The 20,835-nt window shown below is 64.4% G+C and carries 17 protein-coding genes; 6 read left to right on the top strand and 11 right to left on the bottom strand.

Annotated features, from left to right (window positions below; translation table 11 throughout):
* The first annotated feature begins 160 nt into the window (after nt 1–160).
* Entirely contained in the window at nt 161–1,615 is a 1,455-nt protein-coding gene (gene betC, locus G0P99_RS07395; RefSeq protein WP_164128746.1) for a choline-sulfatase, read from the top strand.
* 223 nt (nt 1,616–1,838) lie between these two features.
* On the opposite strand, the gene G0P99_RS07390 is transcribed toward betC, so the two are convergent.
* Both G0P99_RS07390 and G0P99_RS07385 read right to left on the bottom strand, forming a co-directional pair.
* Nucleotides 1,839–2,639 (bottom strand): hypothetical protein, encoded by an 801-nt coding sequence (locus G0P99_RS07390; protein ID WP_164128745.1) that lies wholly within the window; start codon nt 2,637–2,639, stop codon nt 1,839–1,841.
* A gap of 23 nt (nt 2,640–2,662) precedes the next feature.
* Nucleotides 2,663–3,286 (bottom strand): DnaJ domain-containing protein, encoded by a 624-nt coding sequence (locus G0P99_RS07385; protein ID WP_164128744.1) that lies wholly within the window; start codon nt 3,284–3,286, stop codon nt 2,663–2,665.
* Between the two features lie 144 nt (nt 3,287–3,430).
* Between G0P99_RS07385 and G0P99_RS07380 the strand changes: the two genes are divergently transcribed.
* Complete coding sequence (locus G0P99_RS07380; RefSeq protein WP_164128743.1) at nt 3,431–3,685, top strand: BolA family transcriptional regulator; 255 nt, start codon at nt 3,431–3,433, stop codon at nt 3,683–3,685.
* Between the two features lie 9 nt (nt 3,686–3,694).
* Here the strand turns inward: G0P99_RS07380 and G0P99_RS07375 are convergent, their stop codons facing one another.
* Nucleotides 3,695–4,150 (bottom strand): DUF4177 domain-containing protein, encoded by a 456-nt coding sequence (locus G0P99_RS07375; RefSeq protein ID WP_164128742.1) that lies wholly within the window; start codon nt 4,148–4,150, stop codon nt 3,695–3,697.
* Between the two features lie 259 nt (nt 4,151–4,409).
* Nucleotides 4,410–5,921 carry an Asp-tRNA(Asn)/Glu-tRNA(Gln) amidotransferase subunit GatB gene (gene gatB, locus G0P99_RS07370; protein ID WP_164128741.1) on the bottom strand — a complete coding sequence of 504 codons (1,512 nt, stop codon included), beginning with the start codon at nt 5,919–5,921 and terminating at the stop codon, nt 4,410–4,412.
* Between the two features lie 141 nt (nt 5,922–6,062).
* Between gatB and G0P99_RS07365 the strand changes: the two genes are divergently transcribed.
* On the top strand, nt 6,063–6,905 hold the full coding sequence (locus G0P99_RS07365; protein WP_164128740.1) for an NAD-dependent epimerase/dehydratase family protein: 843 nt from the start codon (nt 6,063–6,065) through the stop codon (nt 6,903–6,905).
* Between the two features lie 12 nt (nt 6,906–6,917).
* On the opposite strand, the gene G0P99_RS07360 is transcribed toward G0P99_RS07365, so the two are convergent.
* The 4 genes from G0P99_RS07360 to pepN form a co-directional block, all read right to left on the bottom strand.
* Nucleotides 6,918–8,183, bottom strand: a complete 1,266-nt coding sequence (locus G0P99_RS07360) for a hypothetical protein (RefSeq protein WP_164128739.1) — start codon at nt 8,181–8,183, stop codon at nt 6,918–6,920.
* A gap of 139 nt (nt 8,184–8,322) precedes the next feature.
* Nucleotides 8,323–8,754, bottom strand: coding sequence for a hypothetical protein (locus G0P99_RS07355; RefSeq protein WP_164128738.1), 432 nt, complete (start codon nt 8,752–8,754; stop codon nt 8,323–8,325).
* Nucleotides 8,751–9,491: an SDR family oxidoreductase gene (locus tag G0P99_RS07350; RefSeq protein ID WP_164128737.1), complete on the bottom strand. Its 741-nt coding sequence runs from the start codon at nt 9,489–9,491 to the stop codon at nt 8,751–8,753. The genes G0P99_RS07355 and G0P99_RS07350 overlap by 4 nt, the downstream gene beginning before the upstream one ends.
* A gap of 3 nt (nt 9,492–9,494) precedes the next feature.
* The gene (gene pepN / locus G0P99_RS07345) at nt 9,495–12,047 is read right to left on the bottom strand and encodes an aminopeptidase N (RefSeq protein WP_164128736.1); all 2,553 of its coding nucleotides are present in this window, start codon (nt 12,045–12,047) and stop codon (nt 9,495–9,497) included.
* A gap of 222 nt (nt 12,048–12,269) precedes the next feature.
* Here pepN and G0P99_RS07340 point away from each other — a divergent pair, with 222 nt between their 5' ends.
* From G0P99_RS07340 to G0P99_RS07330, 3 genes are all read left to right on the top strand, one after another.
* On the top strand, nt 12,270–14,417 hold the full coding sequence (locus tag G0P99_RS07340) for a malate synthase G (protein WP_164128735.1): 2,148 nt from the start codon (nt 12,270–12,272) through the stop codon (nt 14,415–14,417).
* A gap of 86 nt (nt 14,418–14,503) precedes the next feature.
* Nucleotides 14,504–14,929, top strand: a complete 426-nt coding sequence (locus tag G0P99_RS07335) for a heme-binding protein (RefSeq protein WP_164128734.1) — start codon at nt 14,504–14,506, stop codon at nt 14,927–14,929.
* Nucleotides 14,930–15,051: 122 nt separating this feature from the next.
* Complete coding sequence (locus tag G0P99_RS07330) at nt 15,052–15,831, top strand: gamma-glutamyl-gamma-aminobutyrate hydrolase family protein (protein WP_164128733.1); 780 nt, start codon at nt 15,052–15,054, stop codon at nt 15,829–15,831.
* Between the two features lie 9 nt (nt 15,832–15,840).
* Here G0P99_RS07330 and G0P99_RS07325 read toward each other — a convergent pair whose 3' ends face one another.
* From G0P99_RS07325 to G0P99_RS07315, 3 genes are all read right to left on the bottom strand, one after another.
* Complete coding sequence (locus G0P99_RS07325) at nt 15,841–17,919, bottom strand: Hint domain-containing protein (protein WP_164128732.1); 2,079 nt, start codon at nt 17,917–17,919, stop codon at nt 15,841–15,843.
* Between the two features lie 199 nt (nt 17,920–18,118).
* On the bottom strand, nt 18,119–20,359 hold the full coding sequence (locus G0P99_RS07320; RefSeq protein ID WP_164128731.1) for a xanthine dehydrogenase family protein molybdopterin-binding subunit: 2,241 nt from the start codon (nt 20,357–20,359) through the stop codon (nt 18,119–18,121).
* A gap of 3 nt (nt 20,360–20,362) precedes the next feature.
* Nucleotides 20,363–20,827 (bottom strand): (2Fe-2S)-binding protein, encoded by a 465-nt coding sequence (locus G0P99_RS07315; RefSeq protein ID WP_164128730.1) that lies wholly within the window; start codon nt 20,825–20,827, stop codon nt 20,363–20,365.
* Nucleotides 20,828–20,835 lie beyond the last annotated feature (8 nt).

The raw sequence follows: 20,835 nt of genomic DNA, 5'->3' as shown, positions 1-20,835 counted from the left end.
TTGGCCGCCCACTTCCCGTCGCGGCCGCGATCCGGGGTAACAGCCGAATGTAACAGACATGCTCCAGCCCGCCGCCCGCCCGCCCGGCCTTTCCCGATTTACAGGCCCGCGCGCCGCCCTTAGCGTTCCAGCAATGCCCTTGCACAGGACACGGCCCATCATGTCACAGCGCCCCCCGAACATCCTTGTGGTCATGGCCGACCAGATGACCCCCTTCATGCTCGAAGCCTGCGGTCACCCGATCGCGCGCACCAGACACATGAAGGCGCTGGCCGACCGGGCGGTGAATTTCACCACCGCCTATACGCCCAGCCCGATCTGCGTGCCCGCACGGTCGTGTTTCATGACCGGGCTGCATACCTCGACCACCGGCTGCTACGACAATGGCGACCCCTATCACAGCTTCATCCCGACCTTCGCCCATTACCTGACCAATGCGGGCTACGACACCGTGCTCTCGGGCAAGATGCATTTCATCGGCGCCGACCAGCTGCACGGCTTCCGCCGCCGCCTCAACACCGACATCTACCCCTCGGGCTTCCTCTGGTCTTACCCGCTTCTCGATGAAAACGACCCCACGGCGATGGCCTTCGACTTCGCCCCCCAGTACCAGGCCCGGAACATCGGCGCGGGGTGGAGCGCCGAGCTGCAATATGACGAGGAAACCCATTTCCGCGCGCTGGAATACCTGCGCCACGCGCCTGACCGCCCGTTCATGCTCACGGTCTCCTACACCAACCCGCACCCGCCCTATATCGTGCCGCGCAAATACTGGGAGATGTACAAGAACGCCGACCTGCCGCTGCCGCACTACCCGGCGGACATGGACGCGCGCTATTCCGACTTCGACCGCGCCTTCCTGCGCTGGTACGGGCTCGACCGCAAGAGCATCCGCAACGAAACGGACCTGCTGGCCATGCGGCGCGGCTTTGCCGCGCTTGCCCATTACATCGACGACAAGCTGGGCGAACTGCTGGATGTACTCGACGAGCAGGGCCTGCGCGACACCACGATGGTGATCCTGACCTCGGACCATGGCGAGATGCTGGGCGAAAAGGGCCTGATCCAGAAACGCAGCCACTATGAATGGTCCGCCCGCATCCCGCTGATCGTCGAATATCCCGGTGCGGGGCACCGCCGCGTCGACACGCCGGTGTCGCTGATCGACCTGCCCGCCACCTTCCTCGATCTGGTCGGCGCCACCCCCGCCCGCCCGATGGAGGGCCGCTCGCTGATGCCCGCCCTGCGCGGCGAGGCGCTGGGCGAGGTGCCGGTGATCTCGGAATACCACGGCGAAGGCATCATGCGCCCCAGTTTCATGATCCGCAAAGGCCCTTGGAAATACCTCTACTGCCACCGCTCAGACCCGCAGCTCTTCAATCTGGATGTCGATCCCGGCGAATGGGAGAACCTGGCCGGAACGCCAGAAGCAGCCACGATCGAGGCCGAGCTCGCCGCCGTCATCTCCGACCGCTTCGACGTCGACGCCATCGAGCGGGAGATCTGGGAGCGGCTGGCGCAGAAACAGGTGGTCAACGCCGCCATGGCGACAAACGGCACCGAATGGGATTACCACCCGGATCCGGGCGACATGACCCGCTACATCCGCAGCTGATCCCGCGCCCTGCTTCTTTCTGGTCAGAAATACTCTCGGGGGAGCGCGAGGGTGCAGACAGCCCCCTCGCTCCGCCCCTGATCACAGTCGCGCGGCTGCAATGGCCTGCACTTCGTATCTACCCGCAGCCGCCGACTGACCGGCGCACGGCTCCCGAGCTTTTTTCTGTTCAGTAATACGCAATCCCCGGCCAAGGTCAGGCCCGGCCGGGGGCAGCTTTGGGTCACGGCCGGTTTCCCGGCGTTCCTTTCCGACGCCCAAGCACGGCTTTGAACGGCCAGAAAAGCACCGGACCCACCCGCATGAACACAGGTCTCGAAAGGCGCAGCATGGACCGCGCATAGGCGTCCGCTTCCCGCTCCTGCGCCGCCACCTGCCCGCCCTCGATATGGCCGCAGGTATGGTGCCCGACCTCGTGGTAGAATGTGTGCTCGACCTGTAGATCCCGCAGCCAGCGCCAAACCCCGCGCAACGGCGCCTTTGGCCATGCCAGAACGATCCCCGAAAAGAACAGGTTGTACCGCCCGAGATAGTCCATGTCCTCCCGCTGCGAGATGACATCTATCCGGGTCACATTGGCAAGGGATAGCGTCCGCGTGCGGCTCCATTTCTGAACCTTCGCGGCGACCACAGTCCTGCCGGCGATCTCGGAAGCGACATAAATGGGGACACCCTCGGCGGCAAAGGCGACGGGCTTGTCCAGAACCCGCCGCGCCAGAACGTCCAGGGTGGCCGCATGGGCCGGGTGCAGCCTTGCCTTGCGCAGGCGCTGCACCTCCTGTGCAAACGCCGCGCGATCCAGCTCGTCCAACAGTGCAAGCAACACGCCAAAATACCGTGCCAGCGGCCCCCTTGGGTTTTCCGCCCATGCGCCTGACGCCAGTTTTTGCCGTACAAGGTCGACCGACCCATCGCCGTCGCGCAGCAGATCCCGCCAAGCATCGCGCAGGGTTTCCACGTGATCGGTCGCAACCCCCCTGAGCAACCTGTCGATTGCGGGCCGCGTGCCTGCGTCCCTCGCCAAGGCCGCCTCGCCCCCGCCGCCCCTCACTTGAAGTTGCGGCTGTCCTTGATCTGGTCCCAGGCCCAGACCACTTCCTGCAACTGGTCTTCCTGGCTGCGGTCGCCGCCGTTCATGTCCGGGTGAAGCACCTTGATCAGCTTCTTGTACGCACCCCGCACCTCGGCCTTGGTCCAGCTGTCCTTGGCCTCCAGGATCTCGATCGCGCGCCGTTCGGTCGGCGGCAGCTTGCGGCCGCCCGCCGCCGCCCGGCCGGGGTTCTGCGTTGCGTTGGCGCCCAGCACCTGATGCGGGTCCTCGATCCCCAGCCGCGCCCAGGCGCGCGCCTCGGGGTCGCCCATCGGCCGGGTCTTGCGCTCCCAGACCTTGTCCTTGGACATCTGCGCGTTCATCTCGGCCTCGGTGGTGCCGTCGAAGAAGTTCCACTTCTGGTTATACTCGCGCACATGCTGCTGGCAGAACCAGAAATAGTCGTCCAGCACATCCGGGGCCTTGGGCGCGCGGAACTTGCCCGCCTCGGTGCAGCCCTCGTGCTCGCAGACCCGGACCGAGGTTTCGGATGCGCCCGACATGCCCCGCCGTCCCCGCGGGTTCTTCTTCTTTGCGGAAGAGACGGACATATCGAATCCGAACGGATCTGGCTTGCTCATCTCGGGCCCTTTCGCTGATGCTTCTCGACTCGGAGGCAGGAGTTTAGTCTATGTGCCGACAGATAGAAGAGGGCGGCGGTAAAAATATCCGGCGCCGGGCGGAAAACAGCACAGGACCAGACCAAAAGAGGAGTTATGCCGCACATGCCCATCACCGAGGAGATGCGCGCGCGCCTTCAGGCCGCCTTTGCCCCCACAGAACTGGAAATCAGCGACGACAGCGAACGCCATCGCGGCCATGCGGGCTACAGGGAAGGCGGCGAAAGCCATTTCTCGGTCCATATCCGCGCCGCCGCATTTGCCGGAATGGGCCGGGTGGCGCGGCACCGGGCGGTACATGCGGCGCTGGGCGACATCGTGCCGCGCATCCATGCGCTGGCGCTCGACATCGGTACATGAGGCGCGGGGTCAGTCCTCGTCGGTCTCCGACTTGACCACCCGCAGCGGCGGGTCCTTCACCGGAGAGGAGATCGGGGCAGGCGCCCGCAACTGCTCCTTCATCGCATCCGGGCCGGGGATCGGGCGGGCGCGTGGGGTGCCGTCATCCGCCTTTTCCTGCTCCGGGGTTTCGGGTTTGGCCGTCGACTCAGCTTCGGCCTCAACCTCGACCACCGGGGCGACCGCGCCCTCGGCCAGCGCCCGGCGAAACACCAGCACATTGCGCCACTTGGTGACAGATCCGGTCAGCCCGGTCCGCTCCTCGCTCGGCAACAGCTCGGCGCGCTGATACTCCCAGCCCTCGGCGCCCATCTGGTTCAGGAGGCTTTCCACCGACAGCGAGAACCGCCCCTCGGGCGTCTTGACCCCCTTGGCCTTGGTGCCGCGGGCGGGGGCGGGAACGACCTTGTATTCATAGCGGATCATGCAGAAGCCTCTCGGATGACGTGCGCCGCTTATAACCAAGCTCGGGGCGCATTGGCCAGAGGGTCGGTCGGGGGCACTGTGCTCAGGCTTGCGCCCTTGCAACGATTGGGCGGCCGGGTGCCGCCTTTTGCGTTTCATGGCTGGCAGAGGTCCGCCGCTTGCGATTGAAAAGGGCGCCCGAGAGCGCCCTTGATCTCCGGTACAAAACGGTCAATCCGGGGTTTGGGCCGGGTACAAAACGGTCAAAACCCGGTACAGATCACAGGCCCAGCTTGGCCGCGACCAGATCGTTGACCGCCTTGGGATTGGCCTTGCCACCGGTCGCCTTCATCACCTGACCCACGAACCAGCCCGCCAGTTTCGGGTTCACCTTGGCCTTTTCCACCTGCGCCGGGTTGGCGGCGATGATCTCGTCCAATGCGGCCTCGATTGCGCCGGTGTCGGTGACCTGTTTCATGCCGCGTTTCTCAACGATTTCAGCAGGATCGCCGCCTTCGGTATAGACGATTTCGAACAGATCCTTGGCGATCTTGCCCGAGATTGCGTCGGATGCGATCAGGTCGATGATACCACCCAACTGCACCGGGCTGACCGGGCTGTCGGTGATGTCGTGGTCTTCTTTCTTCAACCGTCCGAACAGCTCGTTGATGACCCAGTTGGCCGCCAGCTTGCCGTTGCGCCCCTTGGCCACTTCCTCGAAATAAGCGGCCGATTCCACCTCGGCGGTCAGCACCGAGGCGTCATAGTCGGTCAGGCCGAAGTCCTTGATGAAACGCGCCTTTTTGTCGTCTGGCAGTTCCGGGAGGCTGGCCGCGATATCGTCGACCCAGGCCTGCTCGATCTCCAGCGGCAACAAGTCGGGATCGGGGAAGTAGCGGTAATCATGCGCCTCTTCCTTGGACCGCATCGAGCGGGTCTCGTTCTTGTCCGGATCATAGAGCCGGGTTTCCTGATCCACCTTGCCGCCCGCTTCGACAATGGCGATCTGGCGTCGCGCCTCGTATTCGATGGCCGCCTGGATGAACCGCATCGAGTTCATGTTCTTGATCTCGCAGCGCGTGCCGAGGTGCGAAAAGTCCTGTGTTTCCTGATACTTCTCATAGGCGCCCGGGCGGCAGATCGACACGTTCACATCGGCCCGCAGGTTGCCGTTCTGCATGTTGCCGTCGCAGGTGCCCAGATAGCGCAGAATCTGGCGCAGTTTGGCGATATAGGCGGCGGCCTCTTCGGGGCCACGGATATCGGGGCGGCTGACGATCTCCATCAGGCAGACACCGGTCCGGTTCAGGTCGACAAAGGACATGTTGGGATCCATGTCATGGATCGACTTGCCCGCGTCCTGCTCCATGTGGATGCGCTCGATCCGGACCCGGCGCGCGGTGCCGTCGCCCATCTCGACCAGCACTTCGCCTTCACCGACAATCGGTTGATAAAGCTGGGAAATCTGGTATCCCTGCGGCAGGTCGGGATAGAAATAGTTCTTGCGGTCAAAGGCGGATTTCAGGTTGATCTCTGCCTTCAGCCCCAGCCCGGTGCGCACCGCCTGTTCGACGCAGAATTCGTTGATCACCGGCAGCATGCCCGGCATCGCCGCATCCACGAACGAGACGTTGGAATTGGGCTCGGCGCCAAAGGCGGTCGAGGCGCCCGAGAACAGTTTCGCCTGCGACGCGACCTGAGCGTGCACCTCCATGCCGATCACCAGCTCCCAGTCGTGCTTGGCGCCGGCGATGGTCTTGGGTTTGGGGGTCTCGAAGGTCAGGTCCAGCATGGGTGTGCCTCTTGTCCGCTTGGTACAAGCCGCCTTCTAGGCCCGCAGGCGGCGTTGGGCAAGGGGGCAAGGGGAAAGGGGGTTGATCTCAACCATGGTTGAGGCGGCAAGTTGGAGCGAATCCAGATGGGAGGCACGGAAATGAGGCTGTTTGTGACAGGGGCCAGTGGGCTGGTCGGGCGCGCGGTTCTGCGCGCTGGCGTCGCGGCGGGGCATCAGGTGACCGGGCTGGCCCGGTCCGACCAAGCGGCCACACAGGTCGAGCGTGACGGAGGGCAGGTCTGTCGCGGTGATCTGCGTTTGCCCGAGGTTTGGGCGGCAGAGGCGGTGGCGGAGGATGCCATCATCCATGCCGCGGCCACATTCGGCCCGGATATGGGCGCGGTCGACCGCGTCGCGATGGAGGCGCTGGTGATGGCCGCGCGTGATACCGGAGAGCGCCCGCGCCTGATTTATACAGGCGGCATATGGCTTTACGGCGATACCGGCGGGCAGGTCAGGGATGAAACCGCGCCGTTTGACCCCGCCACGCCCTGGGGCTGGATGCTCGACACCGTTGCGATGCTGGACGCGAGCAATGCTGTCGATCTGGCGGTGCTGCATCCCGGCGCGGTCTATGACAGCGACGGCGGCGGCATGCTGGCGCGGTTCCGTGCGCCCGATGTCGAGATCCTGGGCGATCCGGCGATCCGCTGGCCGCTGGTGCATGCCGATGATCTGGCACAGGCCTATCTGCTGCTGGCCGGGTTGCCGGGGCAGGGTGGCCATTTCCTCGCGACCGCCGAACCGGGTCGCCCGGTGGGCGAGATCGCGCGCGCTGTGGCCGCACCGGATGCGCGCATCCGGGTGCTGGACCGGGCCGAGGCCCTGGCACGCCACGGCAACAGCGCATTTGGGCCGATGCTGGATCAGAGACTGGCCGCGCCCCGGCTGGCCGCGGTGGGCTGGCGGCCTGCCCACCGCGATTTCTTGCAGTGTCTGTGAGACCGCTGGCGTTCAGATTCCGTGCAGTTGCGGGCCATCCGGGGTAAACACCACGCGGTTGCCGCGCCGGATCTCGTCGCGGAAAAGGTCGGCGATCGCGTGCAGCGCGTCGGCCCGTCCCCGTGCCGCAAAGCGACCGGGGGAAGTCACCCTCATGTTGTTCGCGAACCCGTCGGCGGCATGGGCCCAGATCAAGGGGTGTACCTCGGTCAGATGATCGCGGATAAGCCATTCCGTCGCCTGGCAGATCCGGACCCGGGGCATATCGGCATCCTCGCTCAGGCCGAAGCCCGCGCGCAGCGTCACCGCGCAATAGGCGGCCAGAAGGTTGACCATCTCCTGCTCGGGTCGGGCGGCGACGATATCGCGCAGCCCGTCGACAAAGAAGTCGACGTCGACCCGGGCACAGGCGTTTTCGTCCAATGCGATGGCGTCAAAACAGACCCAGGTGTACCCTCCTGCGCCCCAGATATCCTGGGTCCGTGCGGCAGTGCGGCGCGCTTCGAGCTCCAGATCCTGGTACGACCCGAACCAGCGCGGCAGCAGGTGGTTGCCCAAGGCCCGCATGTGACGCGGGTTCCGCGGGTCGAGGTCGATCAGATCCTCGTAACAATCCGCGACATACCTCTCCTGTTCCCTGCGGCCGGCCAGCATCGAGCAACAGGCCGCCTGAAGGATCGGACTGTTCAATTCCAGGCTGCACCAGCGCGCAAGGATGGTGCCTGCGCGGTCGAAATGGGCCGCACATTTCTGTTTGTTCAATTTGGGAATGATAGTGTCCCGGACAGGTCCTCTCCAGATCCATGCCATGTCGATGTGAGCTAGAGCGACGATCAGCGAGATATAGGGGTCGGTGGGATGATCCTGGAGTACGAATTCGAGCCCGCGAATACCGGCGGTCAGGGGCACATCCGACTTGCGGCCGTTGTCTTCCAACGCCTCTTCGAGGGCGCTGACCACATCGCAGCGCGCGCCAAAGGCCAGAAGATCGGCGATCGGGGTTCCGCCGCTGGTACGGGCACGTTCCTTATCCGCCGCGCGGATTTCAGCGCTCAACTCGGTCCAGCGGTCCTGTCTGGCCAGAAACTGGCCCCGCATGCGGGCCTCGCGGCATTCATTCTCGTCGCGGCTGTGATCGGCGATCGGAATGGACAGCGAATCCTCCAGGCGGCCCATCTCGGCTGCGACCGGGGATGCCGAAAAATTGGCCGCGCGACGGGAACGACGCGCGGCCAGGTTCGGCAGGGTACTCAGAAAGGTGCGAGCAAGGTGCAGCATACTTTTTAACGACCAGCCTTAGTGTTGTTGATGTCGTCAGGGTGATGCTGATTTGCGGCACAAACATGGCCCAGTCTGGGTGTTTCAGGTCAAGTTTTGGGGCACTCTCGGGGATTGCCGTTGTCTCGGCATCAATCCGCTAGAAGCGAGCGAAATGGTGCCGAATGACGGCCAGCCCCCGCTCTTTCAACACCTCCTCGAAAGCGCGATGGGGCGGAGTGCATTCCTGGGGCAGACGCACGCGCTGGCCCGATCTGAGGCACAGCGTGGTGCGAACCGAGAAATCCCAGCGGGTATCCATGCGGATCTGTTCGATCTCGTTCAGATCGGTGGTGCCGCTCATGCGACCGGAGAACCAGTTGAGACGGGTGTCGTCCATCTCAAGCCCGGACTGGCGGTCGCTGGCGATCTCCCAGATCAGGGGCAGGGTGGGCAGGACAAAAATCGCCATCAGCCTCCAGGCCGCGTCGAACAGCAGAACAAGCGCCGCCAGCCCCGCCCAGACCGCAAAGACGATAGCGATATTGCGGGGGCTGCGGGCATGGCGAACGTATCGGATGGGCGCGGTCACCGTCCGCCGGTGACGTCGAGCGTGGTCGAGGTGATGTAGGAGGCCGCATCCGACAAGAGGTACAGGATAGCCTCGGCGACTTCCTCTGCCGATCCGGTGCGTTTCATCGGTACCATATGGGCCAGACGCTGGGCCCGGTCCGCCTCGCCGCCCTTGCCGTGCAACTCGGTTTCGATCAGGCCGGGCCGGATGGCGTTCACGCGGATGTTCTGGCCGGCAACCTCGTCGCCCAATCCCTTGGTGAACGTGTCGATTGCGGCCTTGGAGGCGGCATAATCCACGTATTGATTGGCCGAGCCCAGCCGCGCGGCGGCTGAGGAAATGTTGACGATGGCGCCGCCCTGATCATGGGCCTGCATGCGCAGAACAGCCTCTTTGGCGACCAGGATGGCCCCGATCACGTTGACGTCGAACATGCGACGCAGGCGGGAATGGGTCAGGTCGGTGACCTTGGCCGTCATGTCGACGATCCCGGCGTTGTTGACCAGCGCATCGAGTCGCGGAAAGGTCGCATCGACGGCGGCGTACAACTGCTCGATCTGCTCGGGGTCGGCGACATCGGCGGGGCAGAGGATGACCTGCGCACCGGCCGCGCGCGCGGCTTCGGCCACGGCCTCGGCGCCGGCGTGGTCGCTGCGATAGTTCAGCGCCAGATCATAGCCGCGGGCGGCGGCCAGACGGGCGGTCGCGGCGCCGATACCGGCGCTGGCGCCGGTGATGAGAAGGGTCTTGCGCATGGCTCAGGCTCCTTTGATGCGGGTCAGCATTTCGGTTGTGTCGCGGCTCAGGCCGGGTTGGGCGAGGATGCGGTCGAGCTGGCCCCCGATCAGCGACTGCCGGCCTGCATCGTACCGCCGCCAGGTCTGGAAGGCGGAACACATGCGCGCCGTGGTCTGCGGGTTCACCGGGTCGAGCCGGATCAGCCAATCGGCCAGCAGCTCGTAGGCGGCACCACCGGTAAAATGGAAGCCCGCGTGATGCATGGCCAGCGGGCCAAACAGGGCGCGGAACCGGTTGGGGTTTTTCCAGTTGAAATCCGCGTGCCCGGTCAGGGCACGTGCGGTTTCCGCCACTTTTTCCGGGGCAGAAAGACCGACCTGCAACCCGAACCACTTGTCGATCACCAGCCGGTCATGCTGCCATTGGTCATAGAAGGCTGCCAGTTCCGCCTGTCCCTTGCCCGCCTTGAGCAGGCAGGACAGGGCCGAAAGTTGCAGGGTCATGTTATCGGCCCGGCCATAGTCGTTTGTCGCCTGCGCGCCACCGTCGAGGCGCGTGAGCAGAGCCAGCGCCGCGCCACCAAGCGCGCGCTTGCCCGATTGCTCGGCATCCGGGGCAAAGGGCTGATCCACCTGCGTTTCCGCGCGCAGGCGCGGCAGCAGGTCCTGAAAGTGCTGGGCGGTGGACTGGCGCAGCGTATCGGTCGCGTCCCAGATCGCCTGCGGGTCCGGGGTCACGCCGCACCGGTGCAGGGTTGCGGCCATTTCCGACTGGCTGGGCAGGCCGAGCATGAGCGCGCGATAGGCCGGGTCCAGCGTGTCGTCCCGCACCACCGCCAGCAGACCGTTCAGGTAGTCGGCATCCGGCGCGGCCCCTTTGGTGATCATCGCCAGCAGGCATTCCTCGGCCAGGGTGCGGCCCGCTTCCCAGCGGTTGAAGGGATCGGTGTCATGGGCCAAAAGAAAGGCCCGTTCGGCGGCGGTGGTTTCGCGTTCCAGTACCACGGGGGCCGAGAATTCGCGCAGGATCGACGGTACCGGGCGGGCGGCCAGCCCGTCGAAAGTGAAACTCTGGCGCGCACGCGCGAATTCCAGCACCTGGGTTGGCCGCACCTCGTCGCCATTCGGCCCCAGAAGACCCACCGCGACCGGGATCACCTGCGGCAGCTTGTCGGGCTGGCCTGGGGTGGACGGCGTCGTTTGCGACAGGGTCAGGGTATAGGTGCCGCCCTGCCAGTCTTCCTCGACCATGATGCGCGGCGTTCCGGCCTGGCTGTACCAGCGCTTGAACTGCGACAGGTCGCGCCCCGTGACATCCTCAAACACCTTGAGCCAGTCCTCGATGGTGCAGGCCTGTCCGTCATGGCGGGCGAAATAGAGGTCCAGCGCCTCGGCATAGGCCCGGTCGCCTACCAGCCGTTTGAGCATGCCGATCACCTCGGCACCCTTTTCGTATACGGTGGCGGTGTAGAAGTTGTTGATCTCCTGAAAGCTCTCGGGCCGCACCGGATGGCTGAGCGGGCCCTGATCCTCGGGAAACTGGCGGGCGCGTAATTCGATCACGTCGCGGATGCGCTTGACCGGCGCGCTGCGCATATCCGAGGTGAATTGGGCATCGCGGAACACGGTCAGCCCTTCCTTGAGGCAGAGCTGGAACCAGTCGCGGCAGGTGATGCGGTTGCCGGTCCAGTTGTGGAAATACTCATGCGCGATGATCGCCTCGATCCGTTCGAAATTGTCGTCGGTCGAGGTCTCGGGGCTGGCCAGCACGGCGGCCGAGTTGAAGATGTTGAGCCCCTTGTTCTCCATCGCGCCCATGTTGAAATCGTCGACCGCAACGATGTTGAACACGTCCAGATCGTATTCGCGGCCATAGACCTCTTCGTCCCAGCGCATGGATTTCTTCAGCGCCTCCATGCCAAAGGCGCATTTGCCCTCGTCTCCCGGCCGGACCCAGAGGTTCAGATCGACCTCGCGGCCCGAAACGGTGGTGAACCCGTCGGAATGGGCGACCAGATCCCCGGCCACCAGCGCAAAGAGATAGGCTGGTTTCGGCCATGGGTCATGCCATTCTGCAAAGCCCTCGCCGCTTGCCATCGGGTTACCGTTGGACAGCAGCACCGGGTGTGGGCCGTTGATGCGCACGGTAAAGGTGCTCATCACATCGGGGCGGTCAGGATAATAGGTGATCTTGCGGAACCCTTCGGCCTCGCACTGGGTGCAATACATGCCGTTAGACAGATAAAGACCTTCGAGCGCGGTATTCGCGCCCGGGTCGATCTCGACCTCGGCTTCCCAGACAAAGGGCGCGTCGGGGACGGCGCAGGTCAGGCCGGTATCGGTGAGATCCGGTTCGACCTCGACACCATCGATGGCGGCCCGGATCAGGCGAAGTTTTTCGCCGTGCAGGAAAAAGGTGCGGTCGCTGGTTTCGGGGTTCGGGCGAAACTCGATCCGCGCGCTGACCCGGGTCCGATGCGGATCGAGGTCGAAGGTCAGGTGAACCGAGTCCGCCACAAAACCGAATGGGGCGTAGTCTTTGAGATAGATGGTGGCGGGGGCGGCATCGCGCATTGGAACCTCGGTCTGTAACGGATTGTTCGCGACGTTAGGAAGAACGCGAAGGGGGCGCAAGCCATGCGCCTGTCCCGGACGTGGTCGCCCCGTGGGCGGAGTAGAGAATACACCTTGGTAATTGGTCAAATAGATTTACCGAATTGTTGCCTATCGGAAACTTTCGTTCTAATTGGAACCGGCATACGGTTGCACACGAATTTTGAGGCTGGAGGGCTGCGCATGGCGGGCAGGGTTGATCGGAGCGGGTTGCAGGTGGCGGGGGAACTGGCCGCTTTTGTGGAAGATAAGGCATTGCCTGGAACCGGTGTGACGGCGGAGACCTTTTGGACAGGTCTGGCGCGGATGGTGGCCGAACTGGGGCCGAAGAACCGGGCGCTCCTGGCCAAACGCGAGGATCTTCAGGCCCGCATCGATGCATGGCATATCGCGCATCGCGATCAGCCGCACGACCATGAGGCCTATAAGGCGTTTCTGAGTGAGATCGGCTATCTCTTGCCCGAGGGCGAGGCCTTCGAGATCGAAACCGCGAATGTCGACCCCGAGATCGCAACCGTTCCTGGCCCGCAGCTAGTGGTGCCAATAACCAACGCGCGCTATGCGCTGAACGCGGCCAATGCCCGCTGGGGCAGCCTGTACGACGCATTCTACGGCACCGATGCCATGGGGGGGGCGGCCCCGGCCGGCGGATACGACCGGGGTCGCGGCGCAAGGGTTGTGGCACGGGCGCGGGTGTTCCTGGACGAGGCGTTTCCAATCAAGGGGACCAGCCACGCCGACGCGCGACGTTACCACGTGCATGACGGGGCGCTTCTGGTTGATGACCAGCCTTTGGCGAATCCTGAGAAATTTGTCGGCTTCCGCGGTCATCACAAGGCGCCATCGGCAGTCTTGCTGCGCAACAACGGTCTGCATGTGGAACTGGTGTTCGACCGCACGCATCCCGTAGGCAGTCGCGATCAGGCCGGACTGGCGGATGTGGTCATGGAAAGCGCCGTATCGGCGATTATGGATTGCGAGGATTCGGTCGCCTGCGTCGATGCCGAGGATAAGGTGCTGGCCTATTCCAACTGGCTGGGCCTGATGCGCGGCGACCTGACCGAGGAGGTGAGCAAGGGCGGCGGAACCTTTACCCGCGCCCTCAATGCCGACCGCAGCTATACCGCGCCGGACGGTTCCGACCTGACAGTCAAGGGCCGGGCGCTGATGCTGGTTCGCAATGTCGGTCACCTGATGACCAACCCAGCGGTTCTGGACGGTGAAGGTGGCGAAATCGGAGAGGGTCTGATGGACGCCCTCTGTACCACTTTGATCGCCATGCATGACCTGAAACGTGATGGCGGCAACTCGGTCGCGGGTTCGGTCTATGTGGTCAAGCCCAAGATGCACGGGCCGGAAGAGGTGGGTTTTGCCGTCGAGATCTTCGACATGGTCGAGGATATTCTCGGCCTGCCGCGCGACACGGTCAAGATCGGCATCATGGACGAGGAGCGGCGCACCAGCGTCAATCTCAAGGAATGTATCCGCGCCGCCAAATCGCGGGTCTGCTTCATCAACACGGGCTTCCTTGACCGCACCGGCGACGAGATCCATACCTCGATGGAGGCAGGGCCGTTCAGCCGCAAGGATTTCATCAAACGCAAGTCCTGGATCACCGCCTATGAGAACCTCAATGTCGATGTCGGTCTGGAATGCGGCCTTTCGGGCAAGGCCCAGATCGGCAAGGGCATGTGGGCCATGCCCGACAAGATGGCGGCGATGATCGAGACCAAGATCGAACACCCCAAGGCGGGTGCCAACTGCGCATGGGTGCCTAGCCCGACGGCCGCCACCCTGCATGCGCTGCATTATCACAAGGTCGATGTCTTTGCGGTGCAAAAGGCGCTCAAGGCCGGTGGGCGGCGGGCGCATGTGGACGGGATCCTGGAAATCCCCCTGGCCAGTTTCCGCAAATGGTCGCCCGAGCAGATCCGCCGCGAGGTCGAGAACAATGCGCAGGGCATCCTGGGCTATGTCGTGCGGTGGGTCGATCAGGGCGTGGGCTGTTCCAAGGTGCCTGACATCAATGATGTGGGCCTGATGGAGGACCGCGCCACCTGCCGTATATCGGCCCAGCACATCGCCAACTGGCTGCATCATGGGGTTGTGGACGCGCAAGAGGTGATGGCGGCCATGCGCAAGATGGCCGAGGTGGTGGATGGCCAGAACGCCAGTGATCCGGCCTATCGCCCGATGGCGCCGGGGTTTGACGGCATCGCCTTTCAGGCGGCCTGCGATCTGGTGTTCAAGGGGCGGGTGCAGCCTTCGGGCTATACCGAGCCGGTGCTGCATGCGCGGCGGCTTGAGCTGAAGGCCAGCCTTGGTGCGTGATTGAGAATGCGGGAGCGAGGGGGCTGTCTGCCCCCTCGCGCTCCCCCGAGAGTATTTTCAACCAGAAAGAAACAGGGAGCAGAAAGATGGCAGTCAGCTTGCGGCGCGCGCGGGTGATCATCCGCAAGGCGCTGGAGAAGGGCCGGGAAATGCAGCTCAAACCGCTGTCGGTGGTGGTGCTGGATGCGGGCGGTCATGTGATCGCATTCGAGCGCGAGGACGGCGCGGCGCCGGGACGGTTCGGTATTGCCCAGGGCAAGGCTTATGGGGCGGTCATGCTGGGCATGGCGGGAACCGCGCAGATGGCGCGGGCAGAGGCGCAGGCCTATTTCATGGCGGCGGTCAACGGGGTCTATGGCGGCAAGGTGATCCCGGTCCCGGGCGGAGTGCTGGTGCGGGACAAGAAGGGCGCGGTGATCGGGGCGGTGGGCGTGACCGGCGATACCTCGGACAATGACGCGATTGCCGCGATGGCGGGAATAGAGGCCGCCGGGCTTGCTGGTGAAATCTGAGGCAACGCTGCGATTGTGCGCATTTGAACAGGGGGTTGCGCCCCTGTGGGCCTGCTGTTGCTGTTGCGGGCTGCCGGACAGCGGGATAACCTTTGTATCAGGCATGTGACAAGAGGGGAAACATGGCGCGGCCTGTCGTCGGGATCATCGGGAATTCCTATCTCATCAACGACCAATATCCGACCCATGCTGGCGGGACTATGAATTCGGATGCCGTGGCGAATGTGGCGGGCTGCCTGCCGCTGCTGATCCCGGCGGATCCCCGGTTTGTCTCGGTGGAGGAGTTGCTGGAAACCTGCGACGGCTTCCTGCTGACCGGGGGGCGGCCAAACGTGCACCCCGAGGAATATGGCGAGGATGAGACCGAGGCGCACGGGCAGTTCGATCGGGCACGGGACGCCATTGTCTTGCCGCTGGTGCGGGCCTGTGTCGATCGCGGGCAACCCTTTCTGGGCATCTGCCGTGGCTTTCAGGAAGTCAATGTCGCGCTGGGCGGGACATTGCACCCGGAGATCCGCGACCTGCCCGGGCGGATGAACCACCGGATGCCTCCGGATGGCACGCTGGAGGAGAAGTTCGCCCTTCGACATGTGGTCACTGTCAACGAGGGGGGTGTTTTCCACCGTCTTTTCGGCGCCAGCGAGGTTATGACGAACACCCTGCATGGCCAGGGGATCAAGTGCCCGGGCTGCCGCGTGGTTGTCGATGGTGTGGCGCCCGACGGAACCCCCGAGGCGATCTATGTCAAGGACGCGCCGGGCTTTACTCTGTCGGTTCAATGGCATCCCGAGTGGGATGCCGCGAACGACCCGGTGTCGCGGCCGCTGTTCACGGCATTTGGTGACGCGGTGCGCGCCTGGGCCGATGGCCGGTCCAGACCCGTCATGCAGAAGTCTGCGTAAAACACGAGATCAGGCGGCCAAAATGCGCGCTTCGTGCGCCTTGAGGCAGGGCCGGGCGGTTGCGCCGAATGCACCCTTGTGGCTGCGCAATTCCGGAAACAGATAGAACATCTCTTCACGGGCGCAATCGCTGAGGGCCGAGAGACCTTCGTCGCCGGGATAAAAACTTTCGGTGGCGGCGGCGTTGGCATAAATGATCTCGTGCCGGTCCAGCATCAGGTGAATGTAAGTCACCTGACCGCCCTCGATCCGGGTGGCGGCCGGGTTTTCAAGCAGGTGACTGGCCGCGACCAGAACTTCGGGTTCGCCGAAATACATCTGGGCCCGCGACCCGGACCAGAGCAGCCGGTGTTGCGGTGAGACCAGCAAGGGCGCAGTTGCGCCCTGCAAAAGAATCGGATCCAGACGGATCGGCGCGTGTTTGCCATGGGCGGCGACGTTGCGGCTTCCTATCCAGCGCAAGGGTTGCAGCCCGTTGTCACGAGTTACGATCAGGTCGCCCAGACGCAATGTTTCGATGGGGCGCGGCCCCTGCGCGGTGGTGATCAGGGTGCCGGGAGTGAAACAGATGATGTTCTCGATATTGGAGAACGTGACCAGCGTGCCGTCGGTCAGTTCGACCGTGCCGGCCAGTTCGCCAGGCACGTTGCTGGTCAGGTTCAGCGTGTTGCGGTCGGCGATGCCATTGAGGTCGAGCGTGTCGCCATCGGTCTCATTACCCTCGCCCCCGACGATTGTGATCGTGCCGCTGCCAGCCTCGCCCAGATCGGTGAGGACAAAGAGGTCGTCGCCATCACCACCGTCGACCGAGTCGCCCTGGGCCGCGGCGACGGTGTCGTTACCGGCTCCTCCCAGCACCTGGTCCGCGCCTTCGCCGCCATCGAGCAGGTCGTCGCCCGCCTGACCCGCAAGGGTGTCATTGCCCAGGCCGCCATCAATGGTGTCATTGCCACCCGGTGCTGCGAGCGGGGTGAAATAGACGTCGCTGACCCAGATCGCCTGAGTGCCCGACAACGCGTTGGAGTAGATGATCTCGATGGACTGCACCGGTCCCGCCACCTCGACCAGGACAGAGCCGGTGGCGCTGTTGGGGCTGTCGGCCAGGCTGCCTGCGGTGACCGTGTTGCCCGAAACGGTGTCCGCCCCGGTGCCGGTGGGGGTGGGGGTCAAGGTGACCGCGACCGGGTTGCCATCGGCGTCGTAGGCATTGACCGTGATGACATCGCGGTGGTTGCCCGATCCCCAGTCGACATCGTTGATGCGGAACACCACATCCTCGACCTCGTCCTGGACGTCGTAATTGGCATTGGCGGCAAAGTCGATGCGGGTGGTCGAGGTGGCGCCGTCGCCATTGCCATAGAGGTAGAGCGAGGAGCGATCGTTGAAATCCTCACCGCCTGCGACATAGATCTGGTCGCTGGTCTCAACCCGGAACAGCGGGTTGTTGTTGCCGTTGTTGATGAACGAGACCGACACGTTCATCTGGCCGGTGGTCTGGGTAAACCCACCCGCCAGGTTGGTGCCATCGGCACCTTCGGCGAACCAGTTCAGCGCCTCGGTCGCGGGGGTAGGGCCGTCGCCATAAAGAACATCGTCGCCCTCGCCGCCGTCGATCAGATCGTCGCCTGACCCGCCATAGACCGTGTCCGCGCCCAGGCCCGACTGGATGGTGTCGTTGCCACCGAGGCCGTAAACCTCGTCATTGTTGCCATCCGGGTCGGACCCGTCGCCGCTGTCGATCGAGTTGCCGTTGCGATCGACAAACCCGCTATCCATGTTGTCGGCAGCATTCGTGCCCTGGACCTTGTTCTCGGGTGAGAAAAACGGGGCAGCGGTGGCCGTCCCCTCGGTAAGGTTACTGACCGGTCCCAGATCGGGAACGAAATAGACGTTGCCATTGGTGGCCAGGTAATACTGGCCCGGTTCAAGCTCGTTATAATACGGGGTTCCGGCATAGTCGCCGGTCCAGGCCCATTGTCCGGCACCCAGCGACTCGGCAGTGGTAAAGCTGACCAGCGCGCCACCAATGCTGGCGGCAAGCGAAAGATCCTGATCGGCACCGAGCGTGACGAGATAACCGCTGGGCATGTGTTCACCTCAATCGCGGCGCGGCGCCGCCTATTCCTTGTTCCTGCGGCAGCACAGCCAAAGCTTTTGCCGCCATGGTCCGGAATAGAGAGGAGGCGTGGCAAATCCGGGGTCGGATTTTGTCCGATCTGGAAACAAATTTGGGTAAAATTATGGTAAAACCGACCCGCGTCCAGTGGGATGCGGGCCGGGCGCCGGTTCAGACCAGCAGGTTGAAATGCTCCGAAAACGGCATGCTGCGCACCCGTTTGCCGGTCAGATCGAACAAGGCGTTGCCAAGGGCGGGCATCGCGGGTGGCGTGCCGGGTTCGCCCGCGCCGCCCATATGGCGGTTTGTTTCCAGAACGCGAACCTCGACCTGCGGTGCGTTGTGCATGCGCAGGGCGTCGTATTCGGGAAAATTGCCCTGTTCCACCGCGCCACCGGCAAAGGTGATCTTGCCATACGCTGCTGCCGACAGGCCATAGACCATGCCACCGAACATCTGTGCCTTGACCGTCTCGGGGTCGAGCGCCAGACCGATATCGCAGGCGATCCAGGCCCGGGCGATGCGGATGGTGCCGCCCTCGTCCACTACTTCGATCACCTGCGCCACCGAGGTCCCGAAGCTGTAGGTAAAGGCAACGCCGCGTCCGACCCCCTCGGGTGTCTTGCCGGTCCAGCCCGACATTTCGCGCACCGCGTCCAGGCACCCGGCCGAGGGCGCGTGTTCGGCGCGCATCAGCTCCAGCCGGAACTCCAGCGGGTCGCGGCCCGCCGCATGGGCCATCTCGTCGACGAAGGTCTCGTGGAAGAAGCCGTTATGGCTGTTCCCGACCGAGCGCCAGAAGCCGACCGGAACGGCCAGATCGGCGATATGGCCGCTGATCCGGTAATTGGGCACCGCATAGGGCTGGTTGAAGAAGCCCTCGACCAGCACCTTGTCGGGACCGGCGCCGGGCATGCCTGTGACCCGTTCCATCGCCTGGCGCGAGGGCGACTGTGTGGCCAGCCGCCCGTCGATCATCACCGCTTTGCCATCCTTGACCGCGCCGCGCATCCGGGCCAGCGCGCCGGGGCGGTAGAAATCGTGGCGCATATCCTCTTCGCGGCTCCAGGTGGTCTGCACCGGCACGCCGGGCAGGGCCATCGCGACGCGGGTGGCGATCACGCCGAAATCAAACTCGGCCCGGCGGCCAAAACCGCCGCCCAGATAGGTGGTGTGCACCTCGACTGCCTCGGTCTCGAGGCCTGCGGTCTCGGCGATCTTGCTTTGCATGATCGTCGGCGCCTGGTTGCCGCCCCAGAATTCCACCCGGTTGCCGGTGTAAAGCGCGGTGCCGTTCATCGGCTCCATCGTCGCATGGGCCAGATAGGGGGCGCTGTACTCGGCCTCGATCACCGTCGCGCCCTCGGGCAGGGTGGTGACATCGCCGTCGTCGCGCATGGTCGAGTTGGGGCCGTCGTCAAAGGCGCGGGCGATCTGCGCAAAGATGGCATCGGTTTCGGGGGGATAGGGTGCGGCCTCCCACTCGACCGCGATCGCCTCGACCGCCTGCATCGCCAGCCAGGTATTGGAGGCAATGACCGCGACGCCGCTGCCCAGATCGACCACCTTTTCCACCCCGGGCATCGCGCGGGCCGCGCTATCGTCAAAGCCTTTCATGCCGCCGCCCAGATTGGGGTTCATCCACACGCTTGCGAATTTCATCCCCGGCAGGCGCACATCGACACCAAACTCGGCGGTGCCGGTGGATTTGGCCACCATGTCGAGCCGGGGCAGGGTACGGCCCAGATAGCGCCACTCGGACGGGTCGCGCAGCGGCGCCTCGACCGGGTCCAGCTTGGCCGCGTCCTCGGCCAGATCGGGATAGGGGATGCGGTGGCCATCGGGGGCGATTACCGCGCCCGCCTCGGTCCGCAGGGTATCGCGCGCCACGCCCAGCCGGTTGGCAGCGGCCTGTTTCAGGGTCTCGCGGGCACTGGCGCCGGCCTCGCGCATCCGCACGAACCCGTCTTTCATCGAGGTCGAGCCGCCGGTGACCTGAAGGCTCAGCACCTTGCCGATCACTCCCAGCGCCTCGCCCAGGCTGTGCTGGAAATTCGAGGTGTCATAGCCCTTGCCGGGCAGGGCATCGCCCATCAGGGCGCTGTTGTAATAGGCCGCCGCCGCCGGGCCGTGCAGCACGCGCACCTGATCGGGGATCACGTCCAGCTCTTCTGCGATCAACGCGACCCAGGTGGTCATCACCCCCTGTCCCATCTCGGCGCGCGGGGCAAACAGCGTGACGCCCTGCTGGTCGATCAGCACAAAGGGGTTGAGCGCCGCCTCGCCCGGGCCGGGCTTCAACGGGTTGGGGGCGGGGCGCGAGACGTAATAGGCGCCAAAGGCCACGCCACCGACGATGGCGGCCGATCCGATCAGAAAGGCGCGGCGGGCGATCTTGCCGATACTTGCCATGGATCAGGCCTCCTTCAGTTTGTCGGCGGCCGAGTGAATGGCGGCGCGAATGCGTGGATATGTTCCGCAGCGGCATAGGTTGCCCTGCATGGCCTCGTCGATCTCGGAGTCGCTGGGGGCGGGGTTCTCTGCCAAAAGAGCGGCGGCCTGCATGATCTGGCCAGACTGGCAATAGCCGCACTGCGCCACTTGATGGTCAACCCAGGCCTGCTGAATCGCGGTCATCGCCTCGGGGCTGCCCAGACCTTCGATCGTGGTGACCGACCCCCAGACATCGCCAAGCGCGACCTGGCAACTGCGCACCGCCTCGCCGTCGATATGAACGGTACAGGCACCACAAGCGGCGACGCCGCAACCGAACTTGGTTCCGGTCAGCCCAATCTCGTCGCGAAGCACCCAAAGCAGGGGAACATCGTCGGGCAGGTCCACCTCGTGTGCCTTGCCGTTGATCGTCAGGGAGGTTGCCATGGTCGCCT

This window comes from Ruegeria sp. PrR005, from assembly GCF_010500245.1.
Taxonomy (GTDB): Bacteria; Pseudomonadota; Alphaproteobacteria; order Rhodobacterales; family Rhodobacteraceae; genus Ruegeria_B; species Ruegeria_B marisflavi.
This window is presented reverse-complemented; position numbering and strand designations above follow the sequence as displayed.

Bases quoted from the DNA above. Each gene is read 5' to 3' on its own strand.
- pepN (WP_164128736.1), bottom strand. From the start codon at position 12,047: ATGCGCGATGCCGCCCCCGCCACCATCTATCTCAAAGACTACGCCCCA.
- G0P99_RS07350 (WP_164128737.1), bottom strand. From the start codon at position 9,491: ATGCGCAAGACCCTTCTCATCACCGGCGCCAGCGCCGGTATCGGCGCC.
- G0P99_RS07335 (WP_164128734.1), top strand. From the start codon at position 14,504: ATGGCAGTCAGCTTGCGGCGCGCGCGGGTGATCATCCGCAAGGCGCTG.
- G0P99_RS07375 (WP_164128742.1), bottom strand. From the start codon at position 4,150: ATGATCCGCTATGAATACAAGGTCGTTCCCGCCCCCGCCCGCGGCACC.
- G0P99_RS07380 (WP_164128743.1), top strand. From the start codon at position 3,431: ATGCCCATCACCGAGGAGATGCGCGCGCGCCTTCAGGCCGCCTTTGCC.
- G0P99_RS07320 (WP_164128731.1), bottom strand. From the start codon at position 20,359: ATGGCAAGTATCGGCAAGATCGCCCGCCGCGCCTTTCTGATCGGATCG.
- betC (WP_164128746.1), top strand. From the start codon at position 161: ATGTCACAGCGCCCCCCGAACATCCTTGTGGTCATGGCCGACCAGATG.
- G0P99_RS07365 (WP_164128740.1), top strand. From the start codon at position 6,063: ATGAGGCTGTTTGTGACAGGGGCCAGTGGGCTGGTCGGGCGCGCGGTT.
- G0P99_RS07315 (WP_164128730.1), bottom strand. From the start codon at position 20,827: ATGGCAACCTCCCTGACGATCAACGGCAAGGCACACGAGGTGGACCTG.
- G0P99_RS07385 (WP_164128744.1), bottom strand. From the start codon at position 3,286: ATGAGCAAGCCAGATCCGTTCGGATTCGATATGTCCGTCTCTTCCGCA.
- G0P99_RS07360 (WP_164128739.1), bottom strand. From the start codon at position 8,183: ATGCTGCACCTTGCTCGCACCTTTCTGAGTACCCTGCCGAACCTGGCC.
- gatB (WP_164128741.1), bottom strand. From the start codon at position 5,921: ATGCTGGACCTGACCTTCGAGACCCCCAAACCCAAGACCATCGCCGGC.
- G0P99_RS07330 (WP_164128733.1), top strand. From the start codon at position 15,052: ATGGCGCGGCCTGTCGTCGGGATCATCGGGAATTCCTATCTCATCAAC.
- G0P99_RS07340 (WP_164128735.1), top strand. From the start codon at position 12,270: ATGGCGGGCAGGGTTGATCGGAGCGGGTTGCAGGTGGCGGGGGAACTG.
- G0P99_RS07325 (WP_164128732.1), bottom strand. From the start codon at position 17,919: ATGCCCAGCGGTTATCTCGTCACGCTCGGTGCCGATCAGGATCTTTCG.